Raw genomic sequence first — 15,657 nt, 5'->3', positions numbered from 1 at the left:
ATGGTTACTTACTAACTTATTTACATTGTAGCACTTGTCTAAATTAATTAAAATTTAAGTAAATTTAATAGTTATTAAGTAAAGATTAACTTAAGGGGTGATTCAAATGAATTTGGAGCAGTGCGAGAATATCGTAGAAGTCGCAAAGATTGGTTCTTTAACCAAAGCAGCTCAGAATCGTCATATCACTCTATCCGCAATGAGCCAGTCCATTACCATGCTGGAGGCTGAGCTGGGAGTTACTTTGTTCATCCGTTCGCGCGGGCAAAAGGCGGTTCCCACAGCAGAAGGAAATGCCATTATTAGCAAAGCAAATGAAGTCCTGATGAAAGTAAATGAATTAAAAGAAGAAGCACAGATTTACAGCGATACGTTAAGTGGTCATTTGAAAATTGCTACGATACCTGGACCCATGCATTTGATGGTGAAGGTAATCTCTAGCTTTAAGGCAGATTTTCCAAATGTGAAAATAGAGATTTTTGAAAAGGGACCCAAAGAAATTCTGGATAATGTACTGCAGGATGAAATGGACATTGGACTTATGGTCTCGCCGGAGGGAATGCCTGACAAATATAAAGGGGTTAAGTTTGAACGGTTAGTGGAAGGAAAGATTGTAGTCGGTGTACATCCTCACTCACCGCTTGCCCTGAATTCCATCCTTACACCTGCTCAGTTAGTGGGGCAGACGTTGGTTTTATACGATGATTCTTACATTAAGGACTATGTAGAGCGATATTTATCTGGCTATGGGCCGATCAATTTGCTTTTTGTAAGTAACAACACACGGGCGATTGAGAATGCAGTTGCAGAAGGACTGGCCATCACAATTGGTCTGGATTATTCGTTTCTGAAAATATCAGAGGGTTCTCCAGCCTTCATGAAAACCATCGAGTTACGATCACCAGATACCCGTGCGAAATATTCAGGAGCTATTGTCTCTGCTTCAAAACAGACCTCCCAGACCGCCCGGAGATTTATCAACAGGCTAAAGCATGAATTTGATGAAATGATTAGACGAAGTTAACAGTATGCCTTGGTAAATTTTATCTAACCTTTACGCTTCCTAGTTAATATTAACCCTATGATGTTGTCCAAGCTCAGATCGATATTAGGACAGCCAAGTGGGGAGGATGTCAACACAGTGAGATGGTATCTTAGGCAAATTAATGTTGTTATTATCTTTGTTTTGTTGATTTCGTTGTTACAACCGGGAGCAATTGTTCGCGCTTCCATTTCTGATTTATATTTACCAGCAACAGATTACGGAACGGTTATTGATGTTCGCCAAACAGAGCTTGCACCCGGGGCGATGTATACCTGGATAGATCTCCAGAATGAACGTGGTTTACAAAAGATACATGCAGTGGAGTTCAACCCGCAACAAGGAAATTTGGAGCTGCGGGCAGGTACGAAGGATGGAAAGGTATACGGTATGAAGGGCGTTACCGAAATGGCCATGTATGCGGATTCGCCTGGAAACCGAGTGATCGCAGGGATCAACGGTGATTTCTATGAAATCCCCGGTTTTGCTACGGGTGTTCCCAATGGACTTTAAGCTTACACCAAGAGTAGTGTATCTGTAGCTAGCCGTAACATTTCGGCATTCAATGATATTGGTCTTGCTCCACAGTGGGCTCAAGAGGCAATCAGTGAAGTGTACAGACTTGGTTTGATGCAAGGACGTGCTGAAGGGCAATTTGCACCGGACCAAAACGGAACACGTGCTGAAAGTGCGCAGATGATCCTCAACCTGCTGAGTGTTATGGAGTAATGATTATGGCCAGTCTCAGGTTTATAGGGACTGGCTGTTTTTTTGATAATTGGATTAGTGGGATATACGCAGGATACGCACGCATGAATACACTGAGGGGGAAGCGGAGTAAAAGTAAAAATAAGGGTGTGACACAAAAGGTAAGTGTATATGGAGAACAGAGAACTAAGGCACGCTCGCTAAGGTACAATAAAGCTGAGGCACGCTCGCTAAGGTACAATAAAGCTGAGGCACGCTCGCTAAGGTACAATAAAGCTGAGGCACGCTCGCTGAGGTGTGCTAAAGCTAAAGTACGCTCACTGAGGTACGCTAAAGCTAAAGTGCGCCAACAGCGACGCACACTTGGTAAGTTTGGCTCGGACGAGCTACTTTTATCAAGAAAGTTTGTTTTAACAGATAGCCTCGATGGTTTGGGATCGTAACGGACTGTATTGCCGCTATTTGAACTTTTTGGTCTATTTTTCCAATTTTTCGGACTCCATAGCTCTTATTGTCATACTTTTGCACGGAATCGTAATATATTTTAATGAATAGCTGCATTTGAGTCCGATAGCTGAGCAGAATGGCAGAAATCAGCTTAATAAGGTCTCCTCGGTCCGATGAAGTAGAATTGAGTTAATAAGGTGAGTAAGGTGAGCTATGTGAGCCAAGTGAGCTAGGTAAGTCAAGTGAGTAAAGTGAGCAAGTTGAGAAGGTGAGCTAGATGAGTAAAGTAAGTAAACTGAGTCAGTAAACGGAAGATAAGATGCAGAATACAGATGGGGTTTAAGCGTATAGTAAAACTGAGGCGAGTATCGAGCATATTCCAAATCCTTACAGACGAGCGCTGAGTCTTTTTCCGGTATTTTGTAAAGATAGGGTTATATTGGGCGTGGAATACTGGGAATTGCTCTTCAGAGGCAAGTAAAAACAAGGAATAATTGTTATTAGCCAACACAAATTGTTATGTTGTGTTATGATAGTAGGGAGGTGACTCCCATGAATGATTTTGAGAACTATCCCGATGAGCTGGGTAATTTCATTCGGCACATCAGAAAGACGAGAGGGTTAACCTTAAGAGGACTGGAAGAAAAGAGCGGTATAAGTTACTCACAGCTCAGCAAAATCGAACGTGGAGAGAGCATTCCGCTTAAAGACAATCTGGACAAGATCATTGAAGCGCTTGGAACGGATCTGAAGAATCGGATGTACCATTTGGCAGATTATATGCCAGATATTGAATATATCAAGACCTTGAAGCAAGGATATGAGCTGCCACAGCTCAAACAGTCTCAAGATTATATCTACGAGACAGCCTTTAACAAGCTTAAGGAATTCAGAGCGAAGGAAGGGAAAGAAACATCGTACGTTTCCTTTGATTCGAATGAAGTTATAGTTTACGAAACGGAATATGGGGCAGGAATGGTAATAGAGAAGATTGAGAAATACAATCTGACCGATGTCCTGAACGATAAGTTTGAGGGTAACCTCGACTCCTTAAGAAAGAGCCCCCGTAAAGGGCGTCAAGCCTTTCTATTTGGCGAGTGGCTACGGGAGTGCGTTTATGAACTGAAGGAAGAGGAACAGGATCAGGTCATACAAGCACTTAAAGAATTTACTCAGTTTAAAGTACAACAAATAAAGGGTGCTTATAAATAATGTATGCCTTTTGCTAATGATCTCAAAAATGAATGAATGTTGCCCTTTCTTGCAGCCATCTATTCATCTTGATCCATAAACTAACAACTAAAAATGGTTTGACAGAAAAGGGGATATTAATAATGAAAATTAACATGAAGTTTACCAGCAAGGGCAAAGTCGCTATAGAGAATTTTAATAACGAGGAATTGCTGGAGATCTTCGCACGTTACATCAAGACATTATCCAAAAAGTATGACATCGAAGTTGATGTTCCTCTTGAAGCGAATCAAAACATTGTTGGTGATGGTGCGGTAATCGCAACTGCAAAAAATGTGAAATGTGATGTTGAAACTTTCTTTAAAGAATTGGGCAGAGATATTAAAGTTCCTTTGAAGAAAAGACTCGGCGGCAAATTGGAGAATGTTTTCAAAACAGAAATTACAGAATAGAGCATTATTTTTATCTGAGATTAACCATCATATGTGCATATAAAAAAGGTAGGGCCGCGGAGGCTCTACCTTTTTTATGTTTATGTACTTAACTTAAGGCGACCTAAGGAGCTTATTGTTGGTTGAAGCTGGAGAAAAATGTGTACCATGCGTCAGTGTGAATTTAATGGGGAAGGGGATGTTATATATTTTCAGAATCTATGAGATTTCTACTTCTCATGATATCTTTAATAATTTCAATGAAATCCGGTAATGCATGGGCATCAACCGCTAGCTCATAGATTCTTAGTAAATCCTCGTCAGATATCGATTCCAGGGATGAGGGGCGTGGAGAGGGATGAAAATAGTAATTCATTATGATCCTCCATCATTAATTGTTTTTATTATAGGTTTATCTATATGGTATCATTTGGAATAGGATCCGTCTCCTGTCATTCATCCTACGAATTTATCTTTACATTTGAGGATTATTATGCCATAATGTGCGGTTTTGAGGAAAATGCTAAAAAGTTTCAATTTTTAATAAAATAATCCCGGCATGTGTGAACATGCCGGGATTAAAATAGCAGGATTTTATTCTGACGGTTTTTTCTTTTGTGAAGCAAGATACTTCTTAAGGCGAGGTTCATTGGATTCCGAAACAGTAGTGAACTGCGTACCTTGATTAAAGCATACAATCTTCCGCCCGGGATCATAGCCTTCTATGTTGTTGATATTGACGACATTGCTGCGGTCAAGGCGTTCGAATCCCTTACCCTCATACGCTACGGAAAGATCGGAGAGCGTGGTGGGGAGAATAAATTCGCCTTCTTTCGTATGGACGAATATTGTATTCTTATAATTCGAGAAATACAATATATCTTCCTCTAGAATATCACTAGAGGAACCGTCTTTCTGTAAGACACGCATCTTTTCCCCATCCTTGTTTAATTACTTGCGCAGTTCTTTTGGAATCTCAGGGCTGTGCATATAAGGTTTTAAAATTGTTGCAAAAACATGAGCAGAAGTAGCGAGCGCGTTAGAAGCATAACGAGCTATAGTTTTTTTCATCTTAATGGCCTCCTTTGTAATGGAATTATGACTGTAAAGGATTGCAATAGAAATGATAATCCTATGACAGATGAATGGAACCAGAAATTTAAAGCCACTAGAGATATGGAGATCACTTTCAAACCCAGATACCATTCTTTGGGAATCTGAGCATTACCATCAGGATTTGGAGCAAATAAGATCATTACAAGTAAAGAAAAAAGATTAATCCAAATGAAATGGTTATGTATTAGATTAGCTATATGAGGGATCAGTGAACATATAAAGATAGATATAATATTGCAAGCCCAAACGGATTTTAAATGAGCACCGCCAGAGGATGCTCTTAACAATCCGAAACTGCATAAGGCTAAGAATGTTTCCTTTAGCTGTCCAGTGAGCCCGCCAATGCATAAAGAAGTCATAATAATGAATAAAGTATTCAGAATAATGCTAAGGGCATAATGCATGATTTCAATGGAATGTGTTTGCTCTGGGTTGTTTTTTTTAATGACTTCTACAATTTTAAGAGCTAAAAGATTCATAATTATTTCTATCCTTTTTGTAAGAAAGATAAAGATATCCCCATAATATTACCCCATAAAAAATCGGGATCAAGAAAAAGTAAAAGGACTTAATAAAGTACGAAAAAGAAGTAATGATGAATAATGCAGGAAGATTTAAAGTGAATAATATTTTTTCGCTTGGCGTTGTTTTAATTTTAACATCAGGTTTATCAGGTACAAAGTCAAATCCAAGACGTTTATGACCTACATACATACCAATGCAAATTACTGTTAAGGCTGTTAAAAATTGAAGTACAAAAACATTGCCTGAAAAATAGTCCAGTAAGGTTAAGGGTAACTTGAAAATAAATTTCAATAAATAAAAAAGAGTGGTTTGAATCACCGAGTAAGATTGATAGGCCATTCCGGTTAATATGGAAGCGTAGAAGGGATGAATCCGGAATAACATCCACATAAAGCAAAACATTAGTGCATATTGTGAGAAAGTATCTAATGAAGCTATCCCATAGTTGATTCTAAGGGTATAAGAAAAAAAGCCCATAATAAAACTAGCAAACACCATCTCTTTATGATATAAGTCAATTTTGAAAATTTTGAAAGCCAGAAAGAACATCGCATAAGTCTCAAGTATTGAAAATATCATAAAAAGAATAAAATCTAGCATGCCGACACTCCCGATGACTTCTAGTTTAACCAACCCTATTATTGCAAGTATCGTATAAAATGAGCTAAAATACAACAACTACAGTATAATTTTCCTCCTATTTTTTCAAAAAAATTCAAAATGAGAGGGGTTTAGACATGGGTCGACGTCCAGAAAGCAGTGAGTATCTCGAAGAATTATCAAAATATGTCGATTTAGTGCCAGCTAAAGGAAACATCATTACTATTTTTAGAGAGCAGACGGATGAGATTTGCACTTTTATTTCGAATCTTACGGAAGAACAAGGGGACTATCGTTACGCTCCGGAGAAATGGAGTATCAAGGAAATGGTCGGACATCTGGCTGATACCGGAAGAATCATGTCCTACCGTTTATTGTGCATCGCCAGAGGGGATACGACTCCACTGCCGGGTTTTGAAGAGAAAGACTATGTGCTTACCGCCAATTTCGAAGCGCACACTTTAAAAGCATTGCTGGCCCACTACCATCTTGTTCGAGAATCGACATTACTCCTAATGGAAACTCTGCCGGAGGAAGCATGGATCCGGAAGGGAACTGTTAACGAGGCTACTCTTTCTGCGAGAGCTCAGGCCTGCATTATGATTGGACATGACCATCATCATTTGAATATTCTTAAAGAAAGATATTTAGGGTAATATCTTCTTAATCAAAAAAGCATTCCAATAGCCTTTATGGCTTTGGGATGCTTTTTATACACGGCTATAGCGGTGGATTCTTGTGACATTTGCGGCATACCGGATAGTAAGCTTCATTGCCACCAATCTGGATTTGCTTGCCGCTATATACGGGCTTGCCGTTTTCTACTCGTAGAGCCATAGTAGCTTTGCGCTCGCAGAACCAGCAGATCGTCTTCATTTCCTCAATTTTATCAGCGTAGATCAGCATATATTTGCTGCCTTCAAATAACTGATTCTGAAAATCATTTTTAAGTCCGAAGGCCATTACCGGAATGCCCAGCTCATCAACGATACGCACTAGCTGGAGAATACATTCCTTGCTTAGAAATTGACATTCATCAATAAGTACACAGTGTGGTTTAGGTTGGTTACTGCTGACGATATTATAAATATCAGTGTTCTCATCGATGGGGATTGCTTGTTTCCGAAGCCCAATACGAGAAGAAATAAAACCAACCTCGTCCCGGTCGTCTATGGATGGAGTGAAAATAAGCACCGATTTCCCCTGCTCTTCATAATTATGTGCAACCTTGAGTATCTCAATAGATTTACCACTATTCATTGCTCCGTATTTGAAAAACAATTGTGCCACTTCCATCTATCCTTTCGTAAAAAACATTGATTATATCTTAAAAATGCGACCATATTAGAGTATCATATTCGGATCGGATGTATCCAGTGAAAACATTGCGATTGATTGGATGTGGTATGATAAGAGGTAATAAGAGATGGGAAAGGAAGTAATAAGTGTGACTGAAAGATTAGACGAATATAAGGAACGGTTAGCTCTTTTGCAGCAGAATGGAGATTTATCCAGTGACACTGAAAGCTTGCTGGAAGAAATGATGGCGGATTTGGTGGAATTGAATCGGAGTAATAAAGCACTGCGTCGAGCAATACTGAAAACTGGACAGGCTTCCACGATGTCAACTCGGTTAAGGGATGCACTGTACGAATAGAAAAAGAGGGTATGCGAATGGCTTTGATTTTCTCTTTTCTCAAAAAATATAAGGTAGCTGCAATAGCTGCCCTTGTAATGATGCTCATTGAATTGACGGTAGAATTATCACAGCCTTTGATCATTTCCAAAATCATTGACTTGGGGATCCGAGAAAAAGATACCTCTGTAGTATGGCTGTGGGGTAGTGTATTGATCGGCAGCGCGGTAGTTGCGTTTACAGCCGGGGTACTCAGTTCTTTTTTTGCTGCCCATGCAAGTCAGAGCTTTGCGTTCGATCTTAGGGACAAATTGTACGAAAAGGTACAGTCTTTTACGTATGAAGTATTCAATCGTTTTGCTACTTCGTCACTGATTACCCGTCTGACTGGCGATGTATCACAGCTGCAGGATACTATTTTTATGAGCTTGCGCTTTATGACACGGGTGCCACTTGTAGTGGTGGGCAGTGTGATTATGGCGTTAGTTGTTCATGTGAAGCTGGGATTACTGCTGACGGTGGCGTTACCTTTGTTGATTTTTTTCCTCTACTGGATTATGAGAAAAGCTTCCTTATTATTTCGTACGGTCCAGCAGCGTTTAGACGGAGTTAATGGCGTGATTCAGGAGAATCTTACGGGTATTCGCTTGATCCGCGTATTTGTGCGTATGGGGTATGAGATTGAACGTTTCACGGTATTTAGCGGGAATTTGATGAGATCAACGGTGTCTGCCTTGCGTTTGACTGAGACGACGATGCCTTTTGTTATGCTTATTGTGAATGCGGCGATTTTGGCGATTTTATGGTTTGGACGGATAGCCATTTCCAATGGGGATGCTACTTTGGGTCAGACTGTTGCTGTTATTAATTACTCCTTGCGAACGATTGGAGCACTATCAGCGATATCTGGTCTTGTTGTAACGTTTTCCCGCGCTCGTGCCTCCTCTCAGCGTGTTTCAGAAGTTATGGAAGCGGGAGCTGGAGTTCGTGAAGGCGGGACTTTGCAAGGCGAGCCGATACAGGGCCACGTTAAATTTGAAGGCGTTTGCTTTAAGTATCCTAATAGTGATATCTCTGTCCTGGAGGACATTCATTTTGAAGTAGCTGCTGGTGAGCGAGTAGCGATTATGGGGGCGACCGGATCAGGAAAATCCTCACTCGTGAGTCTGATTCCGCGCTTGTATGAAGAGACAGACGGCACCATTTGGATTGACGGTGAAAAAAGTGCTGATATCGATATTTCCAGACTGCGGAGATCGATAGGTTATGTGCCTCAGGAATTGCAGCTTTTCAGCGGATCAATCCGCAATAATATTGCATGGGGCAATGAACACGCCACACTTGAACAAATCCAACAAGCAGCGGCGGCTGCACAAATTCACGAGACGGTAAAAGGGTTGCCGGATGGCTATGACACGATGCTTGGTCAACGAGGGGTTAATCTCTCCGGCGGACAAAAGCAGCGGTTAACGATTGCCCGCGCACTTGTTAGGAAACCGGCTATGTTGATCCTTGATGACAGCACCAGTGCACTTGATGCGGTTACGGAAGGGCTTTTGCTGGAGGCGCTAAAGGATATCTCCTGTACAACCTTTTTGATTACTCAGAAAATCAGTTCAACGGCATCAGCCGATTTGATCCTGTTGCTGGATGAGGGACGATTAATTGGCAAAGGCTCGCATAAGGAGCTTATGGCAAGCTCCGAGCTGTACCGCAAGATTTATGAATCACAGGTAGAGGAGGCGAAGCAGCATGTTCAAAGCATTAATTGAACCTTTTCGTCATCCTAAACCGAACTTTGAACTTGGCGCGGGACGAAGTCTAGGGACAGCATCTGGCGGCAAACCTAAAGCAAAGGCGAAGGATTGGTCAGGGACGCTGATTCGGATCTGGAGTTATCTAGCTGAGCGTAAAGCCAAGCTTATTCTTGTACTGATCATGGTTGTCTTCAGCTCAGCGCTAGCGCTGCTGGGGCCATACATGATTGGCAGAGCGGTGGATAATTATCTGGAAGGTACCGGCGGGCGCTCATGGGTTGTTTTTCTGACAAGCCTTGCATGTGTGTACATTTTTTATTCTCTGACTTCTTGGCTGCAAAACATATGGATGATCGAAATTGCTCAAGAAACTGTCTTACGGATGCGTACGGAGCTATTCTCCCATTTACACCGTCTGCCCATTTCCTTTTTTAATCGGAGACAGCAGGGAGAAATTATGAGCCGTCTTACCAATGATATCGAGAACGTCAGCTCTACGTTAAATAGCTCGGCTATTCAGATATTTTCAAGTGTTTTAACCTTGTTAGGAACCGTAGGGGTTATGCTGTGGCTTAGTCCCTTGCTGACGCTGCTCACATTCCTTGTAGTGCCTTTGATGTTGTTAGGCATGCGCTGGATTACACGCCGTACAGGCCCATTATTTAAAGAACGTCAGCGCAATGTAGGGGAGCTTAACGGTTATATTGAGGAGACCTTATCCGGACAACGGATTATCAAGGCTTTTTCACAAGAGGAACGGGTCATCTCTGGTTTTCATGAACGCAACAAGCGAATTATGCTGTCCGGTTACTGGGCGCAATCCATTTCGGGTTTCATCCCCAAGCTTATGAATGGTCTTAATAATCTTAGCTTCGCCATTGTTGCAGGAATTGGTGGTCTGCTTGCGATCCGTGGGTCGATTACAGTGGGTGTGATCATTGTATTCGTTGAATATACCCGCCAGTTTACTCGTCCGCTTAATGATTTAGCGAATCAGTGGAATACCTTGCTCTCAGCGGTGGCAGGGGCTGAGCGGGTGTTTGAAGTGCTGGATGAAGAGACCGAGGCTAAAGATGAAGGTGCAGCCATATCACTTGATACTGTACAGGGTGCGGTGAAGTTTGAAAATGTAGCTTTTTCTTATGATGGAGGTTCTAACACGCTGCAGGATATCAGCTTTGAAGCGAAGCCTGGTGAGATGATCGCTTTAGTTGGACCAACCGGTGCAGGTAAAACAACGCTAATAGGGCTGTTATCCCGTTTCTATGATCCTAATCAGGGGAAAATCACGCTGGATGGCTTAGATATCACTTCGATTCGGCGGGAAAGCTTGAGAAGTCATATGGCCTTTGTATTGCAGGATTCCTTTTTGTTCAAAGGGAGTATCCGCGATAACATCCGATACGGGAGGCTGGATGCGTCCGATGGAGAGGTTGAAGAGGCGGCTAAGCTGGCCAATGCCCATTCTTTTATTATGCGAATGCCTGAAGGTTATGAACGGATGCTCTCGGCGGATGGCAGCGGTATAAGCCAAGGGCAGAAGCAGCTGCTCTCCATTGCGAGAGCGATTCTTGCTAACCCCTCTATGCTTGTGCTTGATGAAGCAACCAGCAGTATTGATACAGTGACCGAGATCAAGATTCAGGAAGGGCTGCAGGCGCTGATGAAAGGGCGAACGAGCTTCGTCATCGCTCATAGACTTGGCACGATTCGTGCGGCTGATCGAATTCTTGCGCTTCAGGGCGGCAGATTATTGCAGCAAGGCTCTCATGAAGAGCTGCTGAAGCAAGGCGGACTGTACAGTGAGTTGGTACAGGGGCGGCGGAAAGAGGCGCTTGATAAGGCGGGTATTTAAGAAAAAGGCGAGAATTTTCAGGGAGCGCAGATTGCGTCCATGAAGTTCTCGCCTTTATGTTATTTGCGATAGATAACGAGCACCAGTTCGGGTGAGCTGGGAGGTTTTGAATGTGGGGAAATCTATTGTACAAATTACAATCAGCAGGTAATAAGGCTTGATTGTGTGCGATTCGAGATTCATATGATCAGATGAACAAATGATGAGATGAAAATGCTGATTCTAAGTTTAGTATAGCATCTTAAGAGATCGTTTCCTGCGTTCCGGCTTGTTTCGCCTTTTGCTTCTCCTTGAACCTTGGACCTACGTAATTCTTCTTACGGTCCCTAGCCAGAATCCAGCCACCAAGGAAAGTCATGCCAGCTGCGAAGAGCAGCAATCCACCACCGAAATGCAGCCAAGCAAAGTGGGGCACAACGGTATCATCACCATGCATGGATATGTAATCAAAAATATCATCCTTCATCATGAGGAAGCCCTTCATTGCTATTAAGCCCGGAAACACAAGAATAAGGATGGCAATGAAGCGTGAAATTAACAGTTTCATAAGTGTCTCCTACCCCTCTTAGCCCTTTAGATTCACCCATATGATAACGCTTTAGCAAGAAAAAGTCCATTTGCATATGACGTTTATAAGTTTTGTAATAGAGCAAAAAGAGAGTACAATATACTAAGTAAAATGAACTTACGTGTAATGACTGGAGGATACATATCATGACAATTTCATGTGACGTGGCCATACTTGGCGGAGGTACTGGAGGGTATGTGGCGGCTATTCGCGCTGCACAGCTTGGAAAGTCCGTTGTCGTCATCGAAATGGACAAACTGGGAGGAACCTGTCTGCATCGGGGCTGCATTCCTAGTAAATCACTGCTCCGTAGTGCAGAGGTATATGCTGAAATCAATGAGAGTGAGAGCTATGGCATTGAGACAAGCGGTGTACAGCTGGTATTCCCAAAGGTACAGAAACGCAAAGAAGCTGTAGTTGAGCAACTTCATCAAGGCGTACAATATTTGATGCGCAAAAATAAAATACAAGTTGTCAAAGGTAAAGGGCGCGTAACGGGTCCTTCTATTTTTTCTCCGCGCAGCGGTGCTGTAGCTGTGGAACTGGAAGATGGGGAGATGGAAACAGTAGTTTCCAGCCATCTTATTATCGCTACGGGCTCACGCCCACGAGTATTGCCCGGTCTCGAACCGGACGGGAAAGTGATTCTTAGCAGTGATGAAGCGCTCACGCTCGAAGAGCTGCCATCTTCTATCATTATTGTGGGCGGCGGTGTAATTGGTGTCGAATGGGCTTCAATGCTGGCTGATTTTGGAGTGCAGGTGACTGTGGTTGAAGCGGCAGGTCAGTTACTGCCTCAAGAGGATGAAGAGATAGCTAGGGAACTACAACGGTTGTTGAAAAAGCGTGGTGTTAAGGTACTGACTGAAACTACAGTGGATGCTGCAACCTGCCAGGTAACGGAGGATGGAATTTCGATCGAAGCCCGTAAGGGAGAGCAAAGTCAAAGCCTATCCGCAGAAAAATTGCTTGTATCCGTAGGCAGAGTGGCCAACATCGAGAATATTGGTCTGGAAAACACAGACATTCGCTTTGACAAAGGGATTATTGCTGTAAACGCTAGTATGCAGACGGCAGAACCGCATATTTATGCGATTGGCGACTGTATTGGCGGGCTTCAATTGGCTCATGCAGCCAGTCATGAAGGGATTATGGCAGTTAACCATCTATCTGGTGAGAAGCTACATCCTTATCATACACATTTAGTGCCACGTTGTGTCTATACTCGGCCTGAGGTAGCAAGTGTGGGTTACACCGAGAAGGAAGCTAAAGAGCTTGGACATGATGTAGTGATTGGCAAGTTCCCATTTTCCGCCATTGGTAAGGCAATTGTATATGGCCAGAAGGACGGATTTGTCAAAGTTGTAGCGGATCGTAGCAGTGGAGATATTCTTGGTGTGCAGATGATTGGTCCTCATGTGACCGATTTAATTGGAGAAGCGGCCTTGGCACAGCTTCTGGATGCAACACCTTGGGAGATTGGTGAAGCTATACATGCTCACCCTACCCTTTCGGAGATTATCGGAGAAGCAATGTTAGCTGTGGATGGAAGATCTATTGGATTTTAGTTTTTCTTAGCTTTTCTTTTTGGGTAGAAAGGGATTATAATATACTCAAGCCAAGTCTTAGTACCAGGTTTTAAGATCAGGGCACAATTGGTCTTAATTCCTGTAAGACTTCAGGCTTTATGAATAAGGAGGTATCTCTTTATGGAATCCCAAGGTACTGTAGAAACGATTAACAGACATAAGCAGCTTGGACTTAGTGACGGCCAGGTCATCGATATGTACAGATATATGTCGCTCGCTCGTAAATACGATGAGCGCAGTCTGCTGCTTCAGCGCGCTGGCAAGATCAACTTTCATGTCTCCGGCATAGGCCAGGAGGCGGGTCAGGTGGCGGCGGCGTTCGCGCTGGACCGGCAAAATGATTATTTTTTACCGTATTACCGCGATTATGCTTTCGTGCTCTCAGTGGGTATGACTACACGCGAACTTATGTTGTCCGTATTCGCAAAGGCAGAAGATCCAAACAGTGGTGGGCGGCAAATGCCAGGTCACTTTGGCAGCAAACGTCTGCGTATTGTGACAGGGTCAAGCCCTGTAACCACGCAGGTCCCTCATGCGGTTGGCTTTGCTCTGGCGGCCAAAATGCAGAAGAAGAAATTCGTCTCATTTGTAACCTTCGGTGAAGGTTCCAGCAATCAGGGGGATTTTCATGAAGCTTGTAACTTTGCCGGAGTGAATAAGCTGCCGGTTATTATCATGTGCCAGAACAATCAGTACGCAATCTCTGTTCCTGTTCATAAACAGTTAGGCGGCAAGGTTAGCGACCGTGCGCTGGGTTATGGATTTCCTGGTGTGCGTGTAGACGGAAACGATCCGCTTGAGGTTTATCGTGTCGTTAAGGAAGCGCGGGAAAGAGCCCTCGCGGGTGAAGGTCCTACGCTGATTGAAGCGATGATGTACCGTTTGTCTCCACACTCCACCTCAGATAATGATCTGGCTTACCGGACCAAAGAAGAGGTTGATGAGAACTGGAAGAAGGACGGCGTAGCAGGATTCCGTAATTACTTGATCGGTCTGGGATTGTGGAGTGACGAGCAAGAACAAGATCTTGCTGCTGAATGCAATCTTGAGCTTAAAGCGGCTATCGAATATGCCGATAATGCTCCGTTCCCGAAACCGGAAGACACACTGCTGCATGTATACAGTGATTCCGACCTCAAAGGAGGGGCATAAACCATGGCTATAATGGAATATATCGATGCCATCAGGCTCGCGATGAAGGAAGAAATGGAGCGCGATGATTCCGTGTTCGTGCTTGGTGAGGACGTTGGTCTCAAAGGCGGCGTATTTACCACAACTAAAGGTCTACAGGAACAGTTTGGCGAAGAGCGGGTTATGGATACACCCCTCGCTGAATCAGCGATTGCTGGTGTAGCCATCGGAGCAGCTATGTACGGAATGAAACCAATTGCTGAAATGCAATACTCCGACTTTATGCTTCCAGCGACGAATCAAATCATTAGTGAAGCGGCTAAAATCCGTTATCGTTCAAATAACGATTGGAGTTGCCCGGTTGTCATTCGTGCCCCTATTGGCGGCGGGGTGTTCGGCGGTTTGTATCATTCACAGTGTCCAGAATCGATTTTCTTTGGTACACCTGGATTGAAGATTGTAGCGCCTTACTCCGCTTATGATGCTAAAGGTTTGTTGAAGGCAGCCGTACGTGATCCTGATCCGGTTCTTTTCTTTGAGAACAAAAAGTGTTACAAGCTGATCAAGGAAGAAGTGCCGGAAGGGGATTACACCGTTCCAATTGGCGAAGCTAATCTGCTGCGTGAGGGAACGGATATTACGGTGATTGGCTACAGTCTTCCGCTGCATTTTGCTATGCAGGCTGCGGAAGAATTGGAAAGCGAGGAAGGAATTACAGCACATATTCTTGATCTGCGTACCTTGCAACCGCTGGATCGTGATGCGATTATTGCTGCTGCCCGTCAGACCGGTAAGGTATTAATTGTGCATGAAGATAATAAAACAGGCGGAATTGGCGGCGAAGTGGCGGCCATTATCGCTGAGCATTGCCTGTTCGAGCTGGATGCACCGATCTTCCGTCTCTGTGGTCCCGATGTTCCGGCGATGCCAATCAGCCCGCCAATGGAGAAGTTTTTCATGCTAAGTAAAGAAAAAGTGAAGGCGGAAATGCTCCGGCTAGCACAATATTAATTTGTTAAGTAGATGCGAAGCTTCCTAAAACTCAAGTGATGCTTACGAAG

18 protein-coding genes are annotated in these 15,657 nt (G+C 43.3%); 12 read left to right on the top strand and 6 right to left on the bottom strand.

Annotation, left to right across the window (positions count from 1 at the left end; translation table 11 throughout):
• The first annotated feature begins 106 nt into the window (after positions 1 to 106).
• The 5 genes from MKZ16_RS22660 (at position 107) to MKZ16_RS22640 (ending at position 3,840) form a co-directional block, all read left to right on the top strand.
• Positions 107 to 1,024, top strand: a complete 918-nt coding sequence (locus MKZ16_RS22660) for a LysR family transcriptional regulator (protein ID WP_036676007.1) — start codon at positions 107 to 109, stop codon at positions 1,022 to 1,024.
• Positions 1,025 to 1,141: 117 nt separating this feature from the next.
• Positions 1,142 to 1,555: a hypothetical protein gene (locus MKZ16_RS22655; protein WP_038572498.1), complete on the top strand. Its 414-nt coding sequence runs from the start codon at positions 1,142 to 1,144 to the stop codon at positions 1,553 to 1,555.
• Positions 1,556 to 1,594: 39 nt separating this feature from the next.
• Positions 1,595 to 1,771, top strand: coding sequence for an S-layer homology domain-containing protein (locus MKZ16_RS22650; protein ID WP_080742546.1), 177 nt, complete (start codon positions 1,595 to 1,597; stop codon positions 1,769 to 1,771).
• A 978-nt stretch (positions 1,772 to 2,749) separates the two neighbouring features.
• Positions 2,750 to 3,409 (top strand): helix-turn-helix transcriptional regulator, encoded by a 660-nt coding sequence (locus MKZ16_RS22645; protein ID WP_036676012.1) that lies wholly within the window; start codon positions 2,750 to 2,752, stop codon positions 3,407 to 3,409.
• Positions 3,410 to 3,531: 122 nt separating this feature from the next.
• Entirely contained in the window at positions 3,532 to 3,840 is a 309-nt protein-coding gene (locus tag MKZ16_RS22640) for a hypothetical protein (protein WP_036676014.1), read from the top strand.
• A gap of 573 nt (positions 3,841 to 4,413) precedes the next feature.
• Here the strand turns inward: MKZ16_RS22640 and MKZ16_RS22635 are convergent.
• Genes MKZ16_RS22635 through MKZ16_RS22620 form a run of 4 tightly spaced genes read right to left on the bottom strand, consistent with a single transcriptional unit; the run spans position 4,414 to position 6,060 of the window.
• Positions 4,414 to 4,749: a LytTR family DNA-binding domain-containing protein gene (locus MKZ16_RS22635; RefSeq protein WP_036676016.1), complete on the bottom strand. Its 336-nt coding sequence runs from the start codon at positions 4,747 to 4,749 to the stop codon at positions 4,414 to 4,416.
• Positions 4,750 to 4,770: 21 nt separating this feature from the next.
• Entirely contained in the window at positions 4,771 to 4,890 is a 120-nt protein-coding gene (locus MKZ16_RS22630; RefSeq protein WP_143759017.1) for a cyclic lactone autoinducer peptide, read from the bottom strand.
• Positions 4,887 to 5,414: an accessory gene regulator B family protein gene (locus tag MKZ16_RS22625; protein WP_076104396.1), complete on the bottom strand. Its 528-nt coding sequence runs from the start codon at positions 5,412 to 5,414 to the stop codon at positions 4,887 to 4,889. The genes MKZ16_RS22630 and MKZ16_RS22625 overlap by 4 nt, the downstream gene beginning before the upstream one ends.
• Positions 5,395 to 6,060, bottom strand: a complete 666-nt coding sequence (locus tag MKZ16_RS22620; RefSeq protein ID WP_076104397.1) for a hypothetical protein — start codon at positions 6,058 to 6,060, stop codon at positions 5,395 to 5,397. The genes MKZ16_RS22625 and MKZ16_RS22620 overlap by 20 nt, the downstream gene beginning before the upstream one ends.
• A 137-nt stretch (positions 6,061 to 6,197) precedes the next feature.
• Here MKZ16_RS22620 and MKZ16_RS22615 point away from each other — a divergent pair, with 137 nt between their 5' ends.
• Complete coding sequence (locus tag MKZ16_RS22615; protein WP_076104398.1) at positions 6,198 to 6,716, top strand: DinB family protein; 519 nt, start codon at positions 6,198 to 6,200, stop codon at positions 6,714 to 6,716.
• Positions 6,717 to 6,780: 64 nt separating this feature from the next.
• On the opposite strand, the gene MKZ16_RS22610 is transcribed toward MKZ16_RS22615, so the two are convergent.
• Positions 6,781 to 7,350: a thymidine kinase gene (locus tag MKZ16_RS22610; protein WP_036676019.1), complete on the bottom strand. Its 570-nt coding sequence runs from the start codon at positions 7,348 to 7,350 to the stop codon at positions 6,781 to 6,783.
• A gap of 136 nt (positions 7,351 to 7,486) precedes the next feature.
• Between MKZ16_RS22610 and MKZ16_RS22605 the strand changes: the two genes are divergently transcribed.
• From MKZ16_RS22605 to MKZ16_RS22595, 3 genes are read left to right on the top strand one after another with little or no spacing between them, the layout of a single operon-like run.
• On the top strand, positions 7,487 to 7,717 hold the full coding sequence (locus tag MKZ16_RS22605; protein ID WP_036676022.1) for a hypothetical protein: 231 nt from the start codon (positions 7,487 to 7,489) through the stop codon (positions 7,715 to 7,717).
• A gap of 17 nt (positions 7,718 to 7,734) precedes the next feature.
• A complete protein-coding gene (locus MKZ16_RS22600; RefSeq protein ID WP_036676023.1) occupies positions 7,735 to 9,468 on the top strand; it encodes an ABC transporter ATP-binding protein in 1,734 nt (577 codons plus the stop codon).
• Positions 9,449 to 11,308 carry an ABC transporter ATP-binding protein gene (locus MKZ16_RS22595; RefSeq protein ID WP_076104399.1) on the top strand — a complete coding sequence of 620 codons (1,860 nt, stop codon included), beginning with the start codon at positions 9,449 to 9,451 and terminating at the stop codon, positions 11,306 to 11,308. The genes MKZ16_RS22600 and MKZ16_RS22595 overlap by 20 nt, the downstream gene beginning before the upstream one ends.
• 241 nt (positions 11,309 to 11,549) lie before the next feature.
• On the opposite strand, the gene MKZ16_RS22590 is transcribed toward MKZ16_RS22595, so the two are convergent.
• Positions 11,550 to 11,855 (bottom strand): DUF2627 domain-containing protein, encoded by a 306-nt coding sequence (locus MKZ16_RS22590; protein ID WP_038572486.1) that lies wholly within the window; start codon positions 11,853 to 11,855, stop codon positions 11,550 to 11,552.
• Positions 11,856 to 12,022: 167 nt separating this feature from the next.
• Here MKZ16_RS22590 and lpdA point away from each other — a divergent pair, with 167 nt between their 5' ends.
• The 3 genes from lpdA (at position 12,023) to MKZ16_RS22575 (ending at position 15,607) form a co-directional block, all read left to right on the top strand.
• Positions 12,023 to 13,444, top strand: coding sequence for a dihydrolipoyl dehydrogenase (gene lpdA / locus MKZ16_RS22585; RefSeq protein WP_076104400.1), 1,422 nt, complete (start codon positions 12,023 to 12,025; stop codon positions 13,442 to 13,444).
• Positions 13,445 to 13,585: 141 nt separating this feature from the next.
• Positions 13,586 to 14,617 carry a thiamine pyrophosphate-dependent dehydrogenase E1 component subunit alpha gene (locus MKZ16_RS22580; RefSeq protein ID WP_036676031.1) on the top strand — a complete coding sequence of 344 codons (1,032 nt, stop codon included), beginning with the start codon at positions 13,586 to 13,588 and terminating at the stop codon, positions 14,615 to 14,617.
• Positions 14,618 to 14,620: 3 nt separating this feature from the next.
• Positions 14,621 to 15,607: an alpha-ketoacid dehydrogenase subunit beta gene (locus MKZ16_RS22575; protein WP_076104401.1), complete on the top strand. Its 987-nt coding sequence runs from the start codon at positions 14,621 to 14,623 to the stop codon at positions 15,605 to 15,607.
• The last annotated feature ends 50 nt before the right edge of the window (positions 15,608 to 15,657 follow it).

It is taken from the genome of Paenibacillus sp. FSL R5-0928, assembly GCF_037970385.1.
GTDB classification, from domain to species: domain Bacteria; phylum Bacillota; class Bacilli; order Paenibacillales; family Paenibacillaceae; genus Paenibacillus_AQ; species Paenibacillus_AQ odorifer.
The sequence above is the reverse complement of the archived record's forward strand: the minus strand, read 5'-3'. Positions and strand labels throughout refer to the sequence as shown.

Excerpts from the sequence above, each read along its gene's own strand:
- lpdA (WP_076104400.1), top strand. The coding sequence starts at position 12,023 with ATGACAATTTCATGTGACGTGGCCATACTTGGCGGAGGTACTGGAGGG.
- MKZ16_RS22660 (WP_036676007.1), top strand. The coding sequence starts at position 107 with ATGAATTTGGAGCAGTGCGAGAATATCGTAGAAGTCGCAAAGATTGGT.
- MKZ16_RS22635 (WP_036676016.1), bottom strand. The coding sequence starts at position 4,749 with ATGCGTGTCTTACAGAAAGACGGTTCCTCTAGTGATATTCTAGAGGAA.
- MKZ16_RS22645 (WP_036676012.1), top strand. The coding sequence starts at position 2,750 with ATGAATGATTTTGAGAACTATCCCGATGAGCTGGGTAATTTCATTCGG.
- MKZ16_RS22575 (WP_076104401.1), top strand. The coding sequence starts at position 14,621 with ATGGCTATAATGGAATATATCGATGCCATCAGGCTCGCGATGAAGGAA.
- MKZ16_RS22620 (WP_076104397.1), bottom strand. The coding sequence starts at position 6,060 with ATGCTAGATTTTATTCTTTTTATGATATTTTCAATACTTGAGACTTAT.
- MKZ16_RS22640 (WP_036676014.1), top strand. The coding sequence starts at position 3,532 with ATGAAAATTAACATGAAGTTTACCAGCAAGGGCAAAGTCGCTATAGAG.
- MKZ16_RS22600 (WP_036676023.1), top strand. The coding sequence starts at position 7,735 with ATGGCTTTGATTTTCTCTTTTCTCAAAAAATATAAGGTAGCTGCAATA.
- MKZ16_RS22615 (WP_076104398.1), top strand. The coding sequence starts at position 6,198 with ATGGGTCGACGTCCAGAAAGCAGTGAGTATCTCGAAGAATTATCAAAA.
- MKZ16_RS22595 (WP_076104399.1), top strand. The coding sequence starts at position 9,449 with ATGTTCAAAGCATTAATTGAACCTTTTCGTCATCCTAAACCGAACTTT.
- MKZ16_RS22605 (WP_036676022.1), top strand. The coding sequence starts at position 7,487 with ATGGGAAAGGAAGTAATAAGTGTGACTGAAAGATTAGACGAATATAAG.
- MKZ16_RS22580 (WP_036676031.1), top strand. The coding sequence starts at position 13,586 with ATGGAATCCCAAGGTACTGTAGAAACGATTAACAGACATAAGCAGCTT.
- MKZ16_RS22630 (WP_143759017.1), bottom strand. The coding sequence starts at position 4,890 with ATGAAAAAAACTATAGCTCGTTATGCTTCTAACGCGCTCGCTACTTCT.
- MKZ16_RS22590 (WP_038572486.1), bottom strand. The coding sequence starts at position 11,855 with ATGAAACTGTTAATTTCACGCTTCATTGCCATCCTTATTCTTGTGTTT.
- MKZ16_RS22625 (WP_076104396.1), bottom strand. The coding sequence starts at position 5,414 with ATGAATCTTTTAGCTCTTAAAATTGTAGAAGTCATTAAAAAAAACAAC.